Source organism: Streptomyces sp. NPDC001902 (assembly GCF_042891295.1).
Lineage (GTDB): Bacteria > Actinomycetota > Actinomycetes > Streptomycetales > Streptomycetaceae > Actinacidiphila.
On the sequence record NZ_JBIATA010000003.1, the window covers coordinates 310,851 to 327,344 of the forward strand.

The window sequence follows — 16,494 nt, forward strand, 5'->3', positions numbered from 1 at the left end:
CTGTTTCGCCGCGGGCCCGCCGGTGGACAATAGGGGCATGAGTCAGCAGGGGGAGACGGACCGCCGCCAAGAGGACGAGTGGTGGCGGCAGTTGTACGGGCAGCCCGACCCCGCGGGCCGGGAGCCCGGCGACACGCTCGACGACCGCTACAGCTCGGCGCTCTCCGCGCTCGGCGAGGAAGCGGACGGCGAGGAGCCGGAGGGCGAGGAGCAGGACGGCGGCGGCGAGGCGCCCTGGCGGACCGTCCCGCAGGACACGGCCGCGCCGGCCGCGCCCGGTGACACCTGGTACGTCGGCACCGATGCGGGCACGGCCCCCGGCAGCGGTGCGGCAGGAGAGGCCGGTGGTACCGCCGCGGACGACGCCGGTCCGCCCGACACCCTGCGGCTGCGCCGTCCCGCCCCGCCCCCGGCTGCCGCCCCGCGCCCCTGGCAGTACCAGGGCCCGCCCCACCCCCAGGCGCTGCCCGAACCGGCCTCGGAGCCGCCCGGCCTGCCCCCGGGATGGGCCCCCGCCGAACCCGCCCCGGACCCCGCGCGGTCCGCGGCACCCCCGGAACCTCCCGCGCCGGCCGTCCGGTCCGCACCGGCCGGCCTGCCGGAGCCCACCCTCGCCGCGGTGCCGTACGTCGGCGACGGCCCGCCCACGTACGACCCCGAGCCGACCGCCTGGCCTGCGGCCGACCCGGACGACCTCGACGACCTCGTCCCGGACACGGAGCTCGACGGCGCCCGGTACGGCCTGCTGACGATCCGCACGGCCTCGGTGCGCGGCGACTCCGCCCGCTACCGGGGCGAGCCGCGCCGCGACGCGGTCCTGACCGCCCGCTTCGGCAGCGGCGACGACGCTCTGCTGCTGATCGCCGCCGCCACCGGCCCGCGCACCTCGGACACCGCCCACCGCGCGGCCCGCGACGCCTGCACGTGGATGGCGGCGGCGGTGGGCCGCAGCCAGGTCCGGCTCAGCGAGGACATCCGCGCCTCCCGCCGGGGCTCCCTGAAGTCCGGCCTGCACCGGCTCACCGACCGCTGCTACGGACGGCTGCGCGCCCGCGGCGAGGACCTGGGCCTGGACCCGGCCGAGTACAGCGCCACCCTCCGCTGCCTGCTGCTGCCCGCCGACCCCGACTGCCGCATCCGCCTCTTCTTCGGAGTCGGCGACGGCGGGCTCTACCGCATCCGCGGCGGGGAGTGGCAGGACCTCGACCCCTGGCGGCCCGACGAGCGCGCCGAGACCGAGGACAGCCCGGCCGTACGCTTCCGCTTCCGCGCCTCCGTGGCCCGTTCCGGCGACACCCTGCTGCTGTGCAGTGGCGGACTGGCCGGGCCGCTGCGCGGCGAGCCCGCCCTCGTCGCCCGCCTGACCCAGCGGTGGGGCGCCGCCGAGCCCCCCGGTCTGCCGGCCTTCCTCGGCGACACCCAGACCCGGGTCAAGGGCTACGCGGACGACCGTACGGCGGTCGCCGTCTGGGACGCCTGACGCGGCCCCGGGGTGAGCCGCAGCGTCAGGATCTGGAACGGGCGGAGCACGACGGCGACCGCGTCGCCCTCGTGTTCGGCGTCCTCCAGCGGCCGCTCCAGCAGGTCGGTGACCCGGGCGCGGGCGAGCGGGAAGCCCGTGGTGAGCGCGCCAGAGGCGCGGTCGCCCCGCGACTCGTACAGGCGCACCACCACGTCGCCGGAGCGGTCGTCGGCGAGCTTGACCGACTCCACGGTGATGCCGGGGTGACCGACGCGCAGCAACGGCTTCAGCGGCGGCAGTGAATCCGCCGGCCGCAGCGGCAGGTTGAGCGCGAGCCCCGCCGCGACCGCGTCGCCCACCGCCGCTCCGGGCAGCAGGGCGTAGGTGAAGCGGTGCGTGCCCTGGTCGGTGTGCGGATCAGGGCTGTGCGGGGCGCGCAGCAGGGTGAGCCGGACGGTGGTGTCGGTACCGGAACGGCTCGCGTCGTGGCCATAGGTGGAGTCGTTGAGCAGCGCCACCCCGTAGCCGGGCTCGCCGACGTGCAGCCAGCGGTGGGCGCAGATCTCGAACCGGGCCGCGTCCCAGCCGGTGTTGGCGTGGGTGGGGCGGTGCACGTGCCCGAACTGGATCTCGGCGGTGGAGCGCTCGGCGAGCACGTCGAGCGGGAAGGACGCCTTCAGCACCTTCTCCGACTCGTGCCAGTCGGCCTCCGTGAGCACGTCGAGCCGGCGGCTGCCGGCGGTCAGCCGCAGTTCCTGGACGACCCGGCTGCCGCCGAAGGCCCGTACGACCCGGACGGCGGCCCGCAGCGGGCCCTCCTCGACGAGTTCGACGGACTGAGCCGACGTCAGGTCGGTGTGCTTGCGCCGGTAGTGGCGGTCGATGTCCCAGGCGTCCCACTTGGTGGGGTGGTCGGGGTGCAGCTGCAGCAGGTTGCCGCGCTTCCCCGGCGCCAGCACCTCCCGGCCGGCGGTCAGGTCGCGGACGGAGGCCAGCAGCCCGTCCGCGTCGACGGCGACCCGCAGCAGCCCGTTGCCGAGCACGATCAGCCCGCCCTCCCGCACCGCCCGCACCGGGTCCGCGGCAGCGGCGCCCGGGCGGTCCAGGGCGGCCGCCGTGCCCAGCGCCGGGACGCTCGCGGCCACCACCGCCCGGCCGTCCGCCAGCGGCTGCGCGCCGCTGCCCTCCGGCAGGGCGGCCGCCGCCGTGGCGTCCAGCTCGACGACCTCCTCCCGGGCGTACGGCGAGGCGTTGAGCAGGGCGGGGGAGCCCTGGGACCCGTCGCCGCCCAGCGCCCGCACCGCCCCCGCGATCAGGTCCTCCAGCTCGTCCCGCACCGCCGCGTAGGTGTCGCGCGCCTCGCGGTGCACCCAGGCGATGGAGCTGCCCGGCAGGATGTCGTGGAACTGGTGCAGCAGCACCGTCTTCCAGATCCGGTCCAGCTCCTCGTACGGGTAGGCGTACCAGGACGCAGCGCCCAGCGCGGCCGCCGCGCACCACAACTCGGCCTCGCGCAGCAGGTGTTCGCTGCGCCGGTTGCCCTGCTTGGTCTTGGCCTGCGTGGTGTACGTCGCGCGGTGCAGCTCCAGGTAGAGCTCCCCGGACCACACCGGGGCCCGGTCGCCGTACTCGGCTTCGGCCGCCGTGAAGAAGGCGGCGGGCTTCTCGATCTCGACCCGGGGCGCCCCCTCCAGGGAACGCAGCCGGCGCGCCTTCTCCAGCATCTCCCGGGTGGGACCGCCGCCGCCGTCGCCCCAGCCGAACGGCACCAGGGAGCGGGTGGCGCGCCCCTTCTCGGCGAAGTTGCGCACCGCGTGCGCCAGTTCGCGGCCCGCGAGCTGCGCGTTGTAGGTGTCGACGGGCGGGAAGTGGGTGAAGACGCGCGTGCCGTCGATGCCCTCCCACCAGAAGGTTGGTGCGGCATCTTGTTGGACTGGTTCCAGGACAGCTTCTGGGTGAGGAACCAGCGGACCCCCGCGAGCTTCGCGAGCTGCGGGAAGGCGGCGGTGTAGCCGAAGGTGTCCGGCAGCCAGACCTCCTCGGTCTCCACGCCCAGTTCGTCCAGGAAGAAGCGCTTGCCGTGCACGAGCTGCCGGGCCAGCGCCTCGCCGCCGGGCATGTTGGCGTCGGACTCGACCCACATGGAGCCGACGGGCGCCCAGTTGCCGTTCCTGACGGCCTGCTGGATGCGCTGCCACACCACCGGCTGGTGCTCCTTCACCCAGGCGTACTGCTGGGCCTGCGAGCAGGAGAAGACCAGCTCGGGGTAGTCGCGGGCGAGCGCGGTGACGTTGGCGAAGGTGCGGGAGGCCTTGCGGACGGTCTCCCGCAGCGGCCACAGCCACGCCGAGTCGATGTGGGCGTGGCCGGTCGCCGAGACACGGTGCGCGCTGGCGTGCGCGGGCCGGGACAGTGCCCCGGCCAGTTCGCGCCGCGCGTCCGCGGCGGTGCCGTGCACGTCGTGCAGGTCGAGCGCGTCCAGGGCGTCCTCCAGCGAGCGCAGGATCTCGTGACGCCGGGGATCGTGGAAGTCCAGCTCGTGCATCAGGCCCTCGAGGACCTCGACGTCCAGCACGAGGTGCCAGACGTCCTCGTCCAGGACGGCCAGTTCGGCGGTGTCGAAGCGGTAGAGCGGCTCGGACCCCGCGGTCAGCACGTCGCCGAGCGGGGTCGGACGCCAGTCACGGAGCACGGCGGGGTTGGCCGCGGCCTCCAGCAGCAGGCTCACCCGTTCGCCCCCGGCGGCCGGAGCGGCCACCGGGACATGGCGGTTGAGCGGGTGGACGCCCTTGATCGGCACCCCCTCGGCGTCGTACACCATCCCCTCGGCCACGAAGCCCGGGCCGTCGTTCCCGAACCCCGGGTCGATCACGGCCTCGACCCGGCGGCCCGCCCAGGCCGCCGGCACCGTGCCCTCCAGCCGGAACCAGCTGGTCGACCACGGCGGCCCCCAGGGCGTGCCCACGGAGAACGGTTCGAACGCTCCGTCCGACGAGGCCTTCAGCGCCTCACCGACCGGCACGGGCCCCCCTTCCCCGTCCTCCACATGCCACACCGACATGCCCAGCGGCACCCGGTCGGCGTAGCGGGCGGGCCGGACGAACTGGTTCATGGCCCTGGTCAGACGGCCCTCGACCAGCAGACGGTCGTCGTGCATCTCAGCTCCTCGGGTCGGCTCACCGGATGGATTCCCCGTCAATGCGCTGGTGTCCCGTAACGCCCGGAAGGCGGACGGGGTTTTCGGAGCATGAGAAAAATCGCGCGTCCCGGCGGGCTCTCCCGGCGCAGATTGCTCGGTGCCGCCGCACGGCTCGCCCCCATCGCCACCGTCCCCTCCGTGTCCCTGCCCGGGACGGCGGCGGCCGCCACCGACCCGTACGCGGCGCTCGCCCGCGCGTCCGTCACCGAGTTCCGCAGCGCCTGGGACGCCTACCGCAGACTCGCCTGGGGACGCGACGAGTTGCGGCCGCTCGCCGGAGCCGGCTCGGACTTCTTCATCCCGGGCAGCACCCTCGGCCTGACGATCGTCGAGGCGCTGGACACCCTCTACCTGATGGAGCTGGACGAGGAGCTGGACGCCGGCGTCCAGTGGGTGCGCGACGACCTCGTACTCGGCCAGGACGCCCCCGTGCAGGTCTTCGAGACGATCATCCGCCTGGTGGGCGGACTGCTCTCGGGACACCTGGCCACCAAGGAACCCGTCCTGCTCGACCGCGCCCGCGAACTGGCGGACCGGTTGCTGCCCGCCTTCACCCGGTCGCCCACCGGGGCCCCCTACCGTTACGTGAACCTGGTCACCGGCGCCGTCTCCGGCAAGGAGAACTACCTCGCCGAGATCGGCACCTGCATCACCGAGTTCGGCGAGCTGTCCCGGCTCACCGGCGACCGGAAGTACTACGACGCCGCGAAGAAGGCCCTGCGCGCCGTCTACGACCGCCGCTCACGGCTGGACCTGCTCGGCACCGGGATGAACGTCGAGACCGGCGCGTGGACGGGCACCACCGCCACCCTCGACCCGCCCGTCGACTCCTTCTACGAGTATCTCTGGGACGGCTGGGAGCTCTACCGCGACGAGGAACTGCGCACCTGGTACACCACCCTCACCGCGGCCGTCCTCACGCACCTGACCGAGCGCCGCTCGGGACGGCTCTGGTTCCGCCAGGCCGACATGCGCACGGGCGCCGGCACCGGGCACGCGCAGTCCGAACTGACCGCCTTCTACGCCGGACTGCTCGCCCAGAGCGGCCGCGTCGCCGAGGGCGAGGCCTACCACGACAGCTGGGCCGCCACCCTGCGCTCCTTCCGCCTGCCGCCCGAGAGCCTCGACTACCACGGCATGAGCGCCCTGGACGCCTCCTACCCGCTGCGTCCGGAGTACGTGGACTCCTGCCTCTTCCTGTGGCTCGCGACCGGCAAGGAGCTCTACCGGCAGCGGGCCGCCGAGATGTTCCGGCGGCAGAGGCAGTACTGCAAGGTGGCCAACGGGTACACCGTGGTACGTGACGTGACCGCCCGCCCCATGAAGCTGGGCGACCTGACCCCGGCCTACTGGTTCAGCGAGAACGCCAAGTACTACTACCTGCTGTTCGCCCGGGCGCGCCGCTTCGACTACCGCTCCCACTACCTCACCACCGAGGGCAACGTCCTGCGCGGACTGCGCTGACCCGGGCGCCGCACGGGGCGGCGGACGGTCAGCCGCCCGCCGTGACCGTCACCTCCGCCTCGTGGTCCACGGGGAAGGCCACGGAGTTGGCGATGAAGCACAGCCGGTTGGCGTCCGCGTGGAGTTTGACGGCGGCGTCCACCATGGCGGCGGAGGCCACTTCCACCCGGGGCCGCAGCAGGGCCCGGGTGAAGTGGCCGCCGCCGTCGGCGGTCTCCTCCATCGTGCCCTCCGCCCGGTCGGTGTAGGAGGTGACCACGACACCGGCGACCGTGCACACGTGCAGGTACGACAGCATGTGGCACTGCGACAGCGCGGCCAGCAGCAGCTGTTCGGGGTTCCAGCGCGCCGGGTCGCCGCGGAAGGCGGGGTCGGAGCTGCCGGGTATCGGCGGTACGGGCAGACCGGGCGCGGCGATCTCGTGCTCCCGGCCGTACCCGCGGTACGTACCGGTGCCCGTGCCCCGGTTCCCCGTCCAGACGACCTCGGTGGTGTACGTGTGGCGCTTGCTGATGTCGGGCACGGCTAACGCTCCTCCTCCGCCCCGTCCCGCTCGTAGGCGGCACAGGTGTCCATGACGTGCTCACGGGCGGCCGCGTGGGCCTCCCCGGCGTGGCCGGCGGCGATCGCGGCGAGCAGCCGGCGGTGCTGCGCGGCGACCTGACCGGGGCGCAGCGGTGCGGCCGGCGACCGCCGTGTGGAGACCTGGATCTGGTCCCACAGCCGCTCCAGCGACCCGGCGGCCACCGGGTTCGCCGACAGGGTGGCGATCCGGGCGTGGAAGCGCCGGTTGTGACGGACGGCCTCGACCAGCCGGCCCGCGGCCGTGGCCTCCTCCGCGTCCGCCGCGAGCCGCTCCAGCGCGGTCAGTTCGGCGGGCGCTATCTCCCCGCGCCGCTGCCGCTCCGCGGCCAGCTCCGCCGTCAGGCCTTCCAGCACGCCCCGCACCTGGTACGCGTGACGCAGCGCCTCCGGCCCCATGTCGACCACGCTCACCCCGCGCCCCGCCGAGCGCACCAGCCCGTCGGCGACCAGCGCCCGGAACGCCTCCCGCACCGGCGTACGGCTCATGGCCAGCACCGCCGCGGCCTCGAGCTCGGTCAGGCGCTGGCCGGGCGCGTACACCCCGTCCAGGATCAGTTCCCGCAGCCGCGTGCGCGCGGCGTCCGTCTGCTGCACCCCACCACTGTATCCACTGTATGCATTGCATGCAATGCATACAGTGGATACAGGAGCGCTCCGTCCCCGGTCCATGACTGGACGTGGTCACGGTGGGGCATGCATTGCGCGTAGATGTTCGAACCCGAAAGGGCATCAGCGGCCGGAGCGGAGCCGATGGAACGTCAGCCTGTCCAGCCGGGCGGCAGGGAGGCCGGGGGGCCCGTCGAGGCGCGCCGGCTGCACCGGCCTGTCCAGCACGCCGACCTGCCGGCCGTCGCCGACGTCCGCAGGCTGCTGCGCGAGGCGTTACGGAGCTGGGGCGTGCCCGCCCTCGCCGATACCGCCGAACTCCTCACCACCGAACTCGTCACGAACGCCCTCCGCCACACCGACCGCGGCGCCGTCCTCACCGTGACGCTGCTGGCCGGGGCCGACCACCGCCTGCGCGTCGAGGTCCGTGACTTCACGACCCGTCACCCGCGCCTGCGCGCCCCCTCCGACCGTCGCACCTCGGGCCGCGGACTGCTGCTCGTCCAGTCGCTCGCCGACGCCTGGGGGGTGCGCCCCGACGGGGACGGCACCGGGAAGATCGTCTGGTTCGAACTCGACGCCGGGGCCTGCTGACCCGCAGCCGGCCGCGCCGCCGTCTCCGGACGCGCCGCTGCCCCGGCCGGAGGTCCGGGCCGGGGCAACGAATTTGACGAGGCGTCACAGATGCATGGGATCAGCCGTACTGGCGCTCCAGGTCGGCGAGCTTGCGCTCCAGCGAGTCCAGCTTGGGGAGGGCCATGGTGTCGTCCTCGGCGGTGAGGTCGATCGTCGCACGGGCGACCTCCTCACGTACGGGCGACAGGGCGGGCCGGGAGCGCGAGGGCAGTTCGGCCTTCTCCGGTTCTATGGCAGGCTCCGCGCCGGCCTGGGCACCCGCCGCGGCCGAGGAGGGAAGTTCGTACTTGCTGCCGCCGCGGTTCCAGATCCGGTGCTGCCGGTTGATCGCCTTGATGCGGGCCCGCTCCAGACGCTCGTGCTCGCGGCGGCGCAGGGCCTCCTGCTCCTTGCGGGCGCGGTCCTCGCGGACCTCCTCGACGGCCTCGTCCAGGGTGCGGACGTTCTCGAGGAGCATCAGCGACCAGGCGCCGTACGTCTCGCGGGGCGCACGCAGCCAGCGGACCATGCGGATCTGCGGCAGCGGCCGCGGGATCAGCCCCTGCTCGCGCAGGGCGGCCCGGCGGGTCTGCTTGAGGGCGCGGTCGAAGAGCACGGCCGCGGAGAGCGACATGCCCGCGAAGAACTCCGGGGCACCGGCGTGGCCGCCGCCACGGGGCGCGTGCACCCAGTTGAACCAGGCTGCCGCGCCCGCGAACAGCCACACCAGCAGGCGCGAGCCCAGCGCCGCGTCACCGTGGCTCGCCTCCCGCACGGCGAGCACCGAGCAGAACATGGCCGCGCCGTCGAGCCCGAAGGGAACCAGGTACTCCCAGCCTCCGGAGAGGCCGAGGTTCTGCTGGCCGAAGCCGACCAGGCCGTGGAAGGACAGCGCCGCGGCGACCGAGGCGCACCCGAAGAGCAGGATGTAGGAGGCCGTGCCGTACAGGGCCTCCTTCTTGCGGCGCCGCTCCTCCGAGCGCTCCCAGGAATCGGCCTGACCCGTCTCCTCCTTGCGGGCCTTGCGGTTGCGCAGGAACACCGCCGCGGCGGCGAGGACCGCCAGACCCACGGCGCACGGGAGCGCCCAGTCCAGCGTTGTGTCCGTAAGTCTCATCGAGCGATTCCTTGCGTCGCAGTACCGTCGCGCTCGGGCCGCGAGACGGCGTCCGCGCGCCATCCTGGCGAACGCCTCGGGCGCGCGATGCGGTTTCAGGGCAAGAGAACGCCAACGGAGGGGTGGCGTGGGACGAGATCGTCAGAATACTCGAACTGGGGAGCGGGATTGGTTCAGTTGATCGAGTCGAAACCTGTGACCTGACGGGTGATCGGATGACATGGGCGAAAGATCCACATGAGATGTGGCAAGCCTCGGACGATCTTGCCGGGGGAGAGCCGTCGCCCAGGGGGCTCGAAGCCGGTCGCGGAGCGTGTTGCAATAGATGGCGGCGCACGTTCCCCACGGGAGTGCGCCAGCGCACACGACTGTCCTAAGGAGCCCCTGTGGAGTACGCCCCCCGCGCCGCGCGGCGCCCTGCGGCGCCCGCCGCGGCGGCCCCCGGGGTACCGCCCGGCCACGATGAACGTGTCCGGGGTGCCCACCCGCACGCCGAGCCCGGCACCGAGGCCGTTCCGGACCGCGCCGAAGGGCTCCCCCGGCCGCGCCGGCTGCCCGAGCGGCACACCGTGCGGGACCAGGTCCTGCGTGCCCTGCGCGGCGCCCTGCTCACCGGCGAGCTGCGCCCGGGGGCCGTGTACTCCGCGCCCGCGCTCGCCGAGCGCTTCGGGGTCTCCGCCACCCCGGTGCGCGAGGCGATGCAGCTGCTGGCCCGCGAGGGCGCGGTGGAGGCCATGCCGAACAAGGGCTTCCGGGTCGCCGAGCGCAGCAGCCGGGACCTCGCCGACCTCGCCGAGGTGCGCGCGCTCCTGGAGGTCCCCGTCGTGCTGCGGCTGGCCCGCACACTCCCCGCGTCCCGCTGGGAGCAGCTGCGCCCGCTCGTCGAGGCCACGGTGGCCGCCGCGGCCCTGGGCGACCGCGCCGCCTACGCCGAGGCGGACCGCGCCTTCCACCGCGCCCTGCTGGAGCTCTCCGGCAATCGGCAGCTCGTCGCCGTCGCCGACGAGCTGCACCGCAGGTCGCAGTGGCCGGTCACCGATGACCACGGCCATGCCCGTCCCGGGGCCGCCCCGGTCCGCGGCATCAGCGCCCGCTTGATCGCCGACGCCACGCAGCACGCGGCGCTGCTGGAGGCGCTGGTCTCCGGTGACCTCAGCACCGTCGAGTCACTGGTGCGCGAGCACTTCTCCGGGGCGTGACGCTCAGCCGGCGTCCACGTCCAGCTCCCCGGCCAGCCACACCGGCACCCCGCCCAGCATCCGGAACAGCCGCGCCGCCTCGGCGCGCAGCCGCCGCGCCTCGGGGTCCGGCTCGACCCCGGCCAGCGCGGTCAGGGCGGGCGCGACCCCGACGGCATGGCCGAGCTCCACACGGATCCGCAGGGACTCGGTGAAGCCGTGGCGAGCTTCGGCGAGGTCGCCGTCGCGGGCCGCCAGCCCGGCCAGGTGCCGCCAGGTGTAGGACGTCAGCAGCACGTCGTCGTGGGCCACCGCCCCCGCGTGCGCCCGGCGGTACGCGGCCTTCGCCGCGTCCGGGTCGTCGCCCAGGTTCTCCGCGATCAGGCCGCGCCGGAAGTCCAGCAGCGGTCGCCCCGCAGCACCGGGTGCCAGCAGCGCGGCGCTGCGCATCAAGGCGGCGCGCGCCTCGTCGGCCCGGTCGCGGATCCCGAAGAGCGTCGCCACGTACGCGAGGTTGCCGCGTTCGCAGGCGGCCTCGCCGCGCTCGTCGTCCGTACGGGCCAGGGCCTCCGCTGAGCGCAGGGCGTCCTCGGCCTCCGCCCAGCCGTCCAGGGTGAACATGCAGCGCTCGATCAGCAACGCCGCCCGCTGCGTCGCCGCCGCCGGCGACCGCTCCGCGTGGGGCGCCAGCAACTGTGCGGCCTCCGCCCAACACCCGCGGCCCCGCAGCCGCGACACGTCGGGCGGCGCACCACCGCCCGGCACCGTCGGTCCCACCTCTGCGTCCGACATGGCGGTGTCCGCCACTTGCCCTCCCCGAAGCGCGTCATCGAGCCGGTTGGGCCGAAGTCCAGCACGACACCGGGTGCCACGCCAAGAGGGCGGACGGCGTGTGATCGATTTCCTGCCTCCCAGTTGGCCGGTCCCGCACGCAACCGTGGCGCAACCACGGCGCATCCGTACCGCATCCGGCGGGGCGGACGCTGTTCACCGGCCCTCGAAGGGGGGTCGCGTATCCGGCAGTTCGTGGAGGGGACAGATCATGCGCATGAACCGTGCCCGCATCGGCGCCGTGGGTGCCACCGTCGCCGCGCTGTGCCTGGGAGGGCTGGTGGCACCGACCGCGGCGCACGCGGCGGACACCTACGGAGAGTGCAACTACGTGAACGACTGGTACCGCCCGACGCTCAAGAAGGGCCCCTACAACGCGAGCACGGCGGCCGCTGTGAAGCAGATCCAGTGCCTCATCAACGTGGGGAGCAGCGCCTACGACTACTGGCTGTCCGAGGACGGCGAGTTCGGGACGAAGACCGACGAGGCCGTTCGCGCGGTGCAGCGCTGCAACCGGACGCCCGGTGGCGTGGACGGCGTCGTCGGGTCCAACACCTGGCTCGATCTGTACATCCCCAACCGCGACTGCGCGCTCTGACCGGAGCCGGTTCCCGGACGCCCCCCGTCGGGGTGGTCGTCACCGCGGTCCCCACGGCCCTTCGGGATCCCACGGGGACCCCGGGCGGCGGCCCAGGGCGAAGGAGATCGCGTCCTCCAGGTCCAGCGCGCCGCCGGCGCGGAAGGCACGGTCGTACGCCGCGTCGCCGATGAGCTTGCGCGCCTGCTCGGCGCACAGGTCCTGGGCGGCACGCAGTTCCGCGGAGCCGAACTGCGCCGGGCCGAACGTCTCCCAGACCCGGCGGCTGACGGCCAGCAGGCGGGCGGCGCCTTCGGCGTCGCCCGAGGCGAGCGCGGCGTGCGCCAGGGTGTCGACGCACATGGCCACCCCCAGGGTGTCGCCGAGCATCCGCCGCACCGTCAGGGAGGCCCGGGCGTGCGCGACGGCGGACGCGGTCTCCCCGCGGGCGAGGTCGACCGAGCTGCGCAGGCTGCTGCTCCAGGACCGCGTCCAGATCTCGCCGCGGGAGGCCGACAGGGCCTGCTGCTCGTCGATGGCCTCGGCGGCCGCCTCGAGCTCGCCGTTCATCAGCAGGGCGAAGGCCTCGCCCACCAGGGCCATGGCCAGCGCGCGCTCCCGGTCGGCGGTACGGGGCAGCGCGCGACTGAGGCGGACGGCGGCGGCCGCGAGGGCGACGCCCTTGGCGGCGTCGCCCCGCTGGGCCGCGGCGGCGCCGAGCAGATGCGTGGCGAAGGCGGCCGCGACGCCGTCGCCATGACCGGCGGCGAGGGATCTGCATTCGCCGGCCACCCGGTCGACGGTCTCGGTGTCACCCTGGCCCAGGGCGACGTGTCCGCAGGCCCACAGCGCCTTGAGCCGTTCCCCGCCCGGCGCGGCCTCCAGTCCCAGGAGCCGGTCGAGGTAGTGCCGCCCCTCCGTGAACAGTCCGCAGGCCACCCAGAACACCCACAAGGTGCCCGCCAGTTCGAGTCCGGTGCGATGCTCCTCGGGCCGGGACAGGCAGAAGTCGAGCGCCGAGCGGATGTTGGCGTGCTCGTGCAGCACCCGCCGGTGCCACCGCAGTTGGCGCGGCCCGTACCAGTCGTCCTCGAAGCGGTGCGCCAAGGCCAGGTAGTGGTCCCGGTGGCGGCGGCGCAGACGGTCCTGTTCGCCGTGCCCCCGCAGCCGGTCGGCGCCGTACTCGCGGACCGTGTCGAGGATGCGGAGCCGCACCCCGAGCGAGTCCTCCTCGCGGAGCAGAACCGATTTGTCGACGAGTCCGGCGAGCAGGTCGGCGATCGCCGCACCCGGCAGCTCCGCGTCGGCGCAGACGTCCTGCGCGGCCTCCGTGTCGAAGCTGCCGGAGAAGACCGACAGCCGCTCCCACAGCAGGCGTTCGGGCGGCGAGCAGAGCTGGTGGCTCCACTCGATGGCCGTCCTGAGCGTCTGGTGCCGGGGCAGCGCGGTCCGGCGTCCTACGCCCAGGAGCGTGAAGCGGTCGTCCAGGCGTTCCAGGATCTGGGCCACCGACAGGGAGCGCAACCGCACGGCGGCGAGTTCGATCGCCAGCGGGATGCCGTCGAGCAGGGCGCACAGCCGGCCGACCGCCGCCCGGTTGAGCGGGGTCAGCGCGAAGTGCCGGTCGACGGCCCGGGCCCGCTCGACGAACAGGGCGACGGCGTCCGCGACCCCGGCCTGCGAAGCGCCGGGATCCTGCGGCGCCACCGGCAGGGGCGGCACGACGTAGATCTGCTCCCCGGCGACCCCCAGCGACTCCCTGCTGGTGGCCAGCACGCGGATTCCCGGGGCGCCTTGCAGCAGGGCTTCGGTCAACAGGGCACAGGCGTCGGCCAGATGTTCGCAGGTGTCCAGCACCAGCAGGAGCTTCCGGGCGGCCAGATGCTCGCGCAGCGCCTGCAGCGGCGTCCGCAGGGCCCAGTCGTGCAGGTCGAGGGCCTGGGCCACCGCGTGCGCGACCAGGTCGCCGTCCCGCACCGAGGACAGTTCCACCAGCCACGCCCCGTCGGGGAACGCGGCACCCGCCTCGTCCGCCACCCGCAGGGCGAGCCGCGTCTTGCCGACCCCGCCGACGCCGGTCAGCGTCACCAGCCGTGCGCCGGCGAGCAGTGCGCCCACCGCGTCCACCTCGGCACGGCGCCCGACGAAGCTGGTGGCCTGGGCCGGCAGGGCGCCCGGCCGGGGCGGCGGACCATCTGAGCGGCCGGGCGCCTCGTACGGCCGTGAGGGGGCCTCCAGGGCCCCGTCCGCGCGCAGCATCGCCTCGTGCAGCCGCCGCAGCGGTTCGCCGGGCTCGATGCCCAGGTGCTCCGCGAAGAGCGTGCGGGTCTCCCGGAACAGCTCCAGACCCTCCGCGCGGCGGCCGCTGCGGTACAGGGCCAGCATGAGGTGCGCCCGTAACTCCTCGCGGTAGGGGTGGTGCCGGACGAGTCCGGCCAGTTCGCCGACGAGTTCCGCGTGGCGGCCGAGCTCCAGCTCCGCGCCCGCGCACTCCTCGTGCACCCGGGTGCGCAGCTCCTCCAGCCGGGCGGCCTCGGCGGCCACCGGAGGCCCGCCCGGAGCGCCGTCGTAGGCCGGGCCCCGCCACAAGGCCAGTGCCTCGCGGAACAGGGCGGCGGCCCGGACCGGTTCACCGCGCCGCCGTTCGCGCCGCCCCCGGTCCGTGAGGTCCGCGAAGCGCCCCGCGTCCAGCTCGCCGTCCAGGACCGTCAGCCCGTAGCCCTGCGGCCCGTGGTGCAGCCGCTCCTCCAGGCCCAGCTCACGGCGGAGCCGGTGCACGTGGACCTGCAGGGTCTTGCGCCAGCTCGGCGGGGGCCCGCCCTCCCACAACGCGTCCCGCAACCGCCCGGCGGACACCGGCCGCCCGCCCCCCGCCAGCAGCAGGCACAACAGCCGGCGCAGCATCGGGGCCGGCAGCGCCACCGTCCGACCCTCCCGGCGCACACGCAACGACCCCAGGACATCGAACTCGAACACCCGGCCCCCCGAATTTCTGACCGAGCCTGCCCGAGCCGCGACCACGGGTCAAGATCCACGCTGACCGCGGCGCACCCGGCGTGCCGGCCTCCGCCGACCGGGCGGGCCGCCGTCAGCTCATCCGCAGGGCCAGGAAGAAGTCGAGCTTGTCCTCCAGACGCGACAGGTCGCGGCCCGTCAGTTGCTCGATCCTGCCGATGCGGTAGCGCAGAGTGTTGACGTGCAGATGCAGCCGGTTCGCACAGCGCGTCCAGGAGCCGTCGCACTCGAGGAAGGCCTCGAGCGTGGGGATGAGCTCCGCGCGGTGCCGCCGGTCGTAGGCGCGCAGCGGGTCGAGGAGCCGGGCGGTGAAGGCGCGGCGGACGTCGTCGGGGACGAAGGGCAGCAGCAGGACGTGCGAGGCCAGTTCCTCGTGGCCGGCGACGCAGACCCGGCCCGGGCGGGCCGCGGCGACGCGGCGGGCGTGGCGGGCCTCCTCCAGGGCGCCGCGCAGCCCGTCGGCGGAGTGGACGGTGGCGCTGACGCCGATGGTCAGCCGTCCGTCGCCGTCGAGGCCCCGGGTGAGGGGCCCGCGCAGGACGGAGAGCAGCCCCTGGGCGGACAGTTCGGGGGCGGCGCCGTCGGACTCGAGAGACGACAGGGGGACCAGGGCCATCGCCTCCTCGCCCGTGTGGGCGACGGCGATGCGGTCGGCCGGGTCGGGGCCCACCGCGCCCGGATCGACCAGGGCCTCCTCCAGCAGGGCCTGGGCGACCGGACCGGCGGCCGGCCCGCCACCTGCCCAGTCCACGCGGGCGACGACGACCTGCCAGTGCGGCGCGGTGCCGAGCCCCGGCACCAGTACGGGCGCGGCCACGCGCAGCCGCGCGGCGATCTCGCCAGGCGGCGCGCCGGTCTGCACCAGGTCCATCACCTCTGCGGCGAGGCGGCGGCGCACGGTGCGCGAGGCGTCCCGCCGGTCGCGCTCGACGGCGATGAGCTGGGTGACGCCGTCCAGCAGGTCCAGGCGTTCGGCCGGCCAGTCGCCCGTGTCGGCGTCGACCGCCAGGAACCAGTCCGAGAGCAGGGTGCCGCGGATGTCGTCGGCCGGGTCGCCGCTGCGGATGGGGAAGAGCGAGTAGTGGCGGCCCGCGGTGTAGGCGCGGTGCGGCCAGGGGCGGTCCGTCCGGGCGGCGGCCAGGTGCTCGCCGGCGAGTTCGGCCCGTACGCCGGCGGGCAGCGGGTGGTCGGAGCCGGCGATCCTGCGGCCGGTCGTGGACAGCACCCAGGCGCGCAGGTCGAGGTCGCTGCCGAGCAGGTCCAGGACGGCGTCGGGCCCGCCGCCCTCGGGCCCGGAGGTCATCAGCCGGCGGTGCCGTTCCACCACGGCCGCCAGGTCCCCGGCCCGCTCGGTGGACACCTGGCGCACCACGTGCTCGGTGATGGAGGCGAAGGCGACGTCCTCGTCGACCGCGAACAGCGGGAGCCGGTGCCGGGCGCAGGCCAGCACCAGGTCGTCCGGGACCGAGCCCAGCTCGGCCTCGCCGGCCGCGAGACCGGCGACACCGGCCGCGGCGAGGATCCGCACGAAGCGCTCGGAGTCGTCCGGCGCGCGGCGCCACGCCAGGCCGGTCAGCACCAGCTCGCCGCCGGAGAGGTAGCGGCTGGGGTCCTTCAGGTCGGTGGTCATCACGCCACGGACCGTGCGGTCCAGCTCCTCCTCGCCGCCGAGCAGCCGCAGGCCGAGGGCATCGGTGTCCAGCAGTGCGCGCAGCCGCATCGTCGTCGCCTTGTCTCGAACGCTTCCGTCTCTGAGGCGGTACCAGGGTGGCGCCCACTCGATTGCATCGGTGTTGCCGTGTCGATGCCGACAGGTTTCAGGTCCGCGTCTTTCGGAGGAATCTA

11 protein-coding genes and 1 pseudogene are annotated in these 16,494 nt (G+C 74.5%); 5 read left to right on the top strand and 7 right to left on the bottom strand.

Annotation, left to right across the window (positions count from 1 at the left end):
• The first annotated feature begins 37 nt into the window (after positions 1-37).
• Positions 38-1,480 (top strand): protein phosphatase 2C domain-containing protein, encoded by a 1,443-nt coding sequence (locus tag ACFYYN_RS07665; protein ID WP_500545052.1) that lies wholly within the window; start codon positions 38-40, stop codon positions 1,478-1,480.
• Here ACFYYN_RS07665 and ACFYYN_RS07670 read toward each other — a convergent pair.
• Positions 1,438-4,619, bottom strand: a pseudogene (locus ACFYYN_RS07670) (alpha-mannosidase). The gene ACFYYN_RS07665 and the pseudogene ACFYYN_RS07670 sit on opposite strands and share 43 nt — an antisense overlap.
• A gap of 90 nt (positions 4,620-4,709) precedes the next feature.
• Between ACFYYN_RS07670 and ACFYYN_RS07675 the strand changes: the two are divergent.
• Positions 4,710-6,125: a glycoside hydrolase family 47 protein gene (locus ACFYYN_RS07675; RefSeq protein ID WP_500545053.1), complete on the top strand. Its 1,416-nt coding sequence runs from the start codon at positions 4,710-4,712 to the stop codon at positions 6,123-6,125.
• A gap of 28 nt (positions 6,126-6,153) precedes the next feature.
• Here ACFYYN_RS07675 and ACFYYN_RS07680 read toward each other — a convergent pair whose 3' ends face one another.
• A complete protein-coding gene (locus ACFYYN_RS07680) occupies positions 6,154-6,648 on the bottom strand; it encodes an OsmC family protein (RefSeq protein WP_500321697.1) in 495 nt (164 codons plus the stop codon).
• 2 nt (positions 6,649-6,650) lie between these two features.
• The gene (locus ACFYYN_RS07685; protein WP_500545054.1) at positions 6,651-7,304 is read right to left on the bottom strand and encodes a GntR family transcriptional regulator; all 654 of its coding nucleotides are present in this window, start codon (positions 7,302-7,304) and stop codon (positions 6,651-6,653) included.
• Positions 7,305-7,460: 156 nt separating this feature from the next.
• Between ACFYYN_RS07685 and ACFYYN_RS07690 the strand changes: the two genes are divergently transcribed.
• Positions 7,461-7,910, top strand: coding sequence for an ATP-binding protein (locus ACFYYN_RS07690; RefSeq protein WP_500321696.1), 450 nt, complete (start codon positions 7,461-7,463; stop codon positions 7,908-7,910).
• A gap of 100 nt (positions 7,911-8,010) precedes the next feature.
• On the opposite strand, the gene ACFYYN_RS07695 is transcribed toward ACFYYN_RS07690, so the two are convergent.
• On the bottom strand, positions 8,011-9,048 hold the full coding sequence (locus ACFYYN_RS07695; RefSeq protein ID WP_500545055.1) for a DUF2637 domain-containing protein: 1,038 nt from the start codon (positions 9,046-9,048) through the stop codon (positions 8,011-8,013).
• A gap of 386 nt (positions 9,049-9,434) precedes the next feature.
• On the opposite strand from ACFYYN_RS07695, the gene ACFYYN_RS07700 reads away from it, so the two are divergent.
• A complete protein-coding gene (locus ACFYYN_RS07700; protein WP_500545056.1) occupies positions 9,435-10,247 on the top strand; it encodes a GntR family transcriptional regulator in 813 nt (270 codons plus the stop codon).
• A gap of 3 nt (positions 10,248-10,250) precedes the next feature.
• Here the strand turns inward: ACFYYN_RS07700 and ACFYYN_RS07705 are convergent, their stop codons facing one another.
• The gene (locus ACFYYN_RS07705) at positions 10,251-11,018 is read right to left on the bottom strand and encodes a hypothetical protein (RefSeq protein ID WP_500321990.1); all 768 of its coding nucleotides are present in this window, start codon (positions 11,016-11,018) and stop codon (positions 10,251-10,253) included.
• A 250-nt stretch (positions 11,019-11,268) separates the two neighbouring features.
• Between ACFYYN_RS07705 and ACFYYN_RS07710 the strand changes: the two genes are divergently transcribed.
• Positions 11,269-11,655: a peptidoglycan-binding domain-containing protein gene (locus ACFYYN_RS07710; protein ID WP_500321693.1), complete on the top strand. Its 387-nt coding sequence runs from the start codon at positions 11,269-11,271 to the stop codon at positions 11,653-11,655.
• Positions 11,656-11,694: 39 nt separating this feature from the next.
• Here ACFYYN_RS07710 and ACFYYN_RS07715 read toward each other — a convergent pair whose 3' ends face one another.
• Positions 11,695-14,556, bottom strand: a complete 2,862-nt coding sequence (locus tag ACFYYN_RS07715) for an ATP-binding protein (protein WP_500545057.1) — start codon at positions 14,554-14,556, stop codon at positions 11,695-11,697.
• A 166-nt stretch (positions 14,557-14,722) separates the two neighbouring features.
• A complete protein-coding gene (locus ACFYYN_RS07720) occupies positions 14,723-16,369 on the bottom strand; it encodes a PucR family transcriptional regulator (protein ID WP_500321692.1) in 1,647 nt (548 codons plus the stop codon).
• Positions 16,370-16,494: the final 125 nt, after the last annotated feature.

What these genes read in the sequence shown, in the direction of transcription:
- ACFYYN_RS07720 (WP_500321692.1), bottom strand. Translation starts at nt 16,369, where the DNA reads ATGCGGCTGCGCGCACTGCTGGACACCGATGCCCTCGGCCTGCGGCTG.
- ACFYYN_RS07710 (WP_500321693.1), top strand. Translation starts at nt 11,269, where the DNA reads ATGCGCATGAACCGTGCCCGCATCGGCGCCGTGGGTGCCACCGTCGCC.
- ACFYYN_RS07695 (WP_500545055.1), bottom strand. Translation starts at nt 9,048, where the DNA reads ATGAGACTTACGGACACAACGCTGGACTGGGCGCTCCCGTGCGCCGTG.
- ACFYYN_RS07705 (WP_500321990.1), bottom strand. Translation starts at nt 11,018, where the DNA reads ATGTCGGACGCAGAGGTGGGACCGACGGTGCCGGGCGGTGGTGCGCCG.
- ACFYYN_RS07675 (WP_500545053.1), top strand. Translation starts at nt 4,710, where the DNA reads ATGAGAAAAATCGCGCGTCCCGGCGGGCTCTCCCGGCGCAGATTGCTC.
- ACFYYN_RS07665 (WP_500545052.1), top strand. Translation starts at nt 38, where the DNA reads ATGAGTCAGCAGGGGGAGACGGACCGCCGCCAAGAGGACGAGTGGTGG.
- ACFYYN_RS07690 (WP_500321696.1), top strand. Translation starts at nt 7,461, where the DNA reads ATGGAACGTCAGCCTGTCCAGCCGGGCGGCAGGGAGGCCGGGGGGCCC.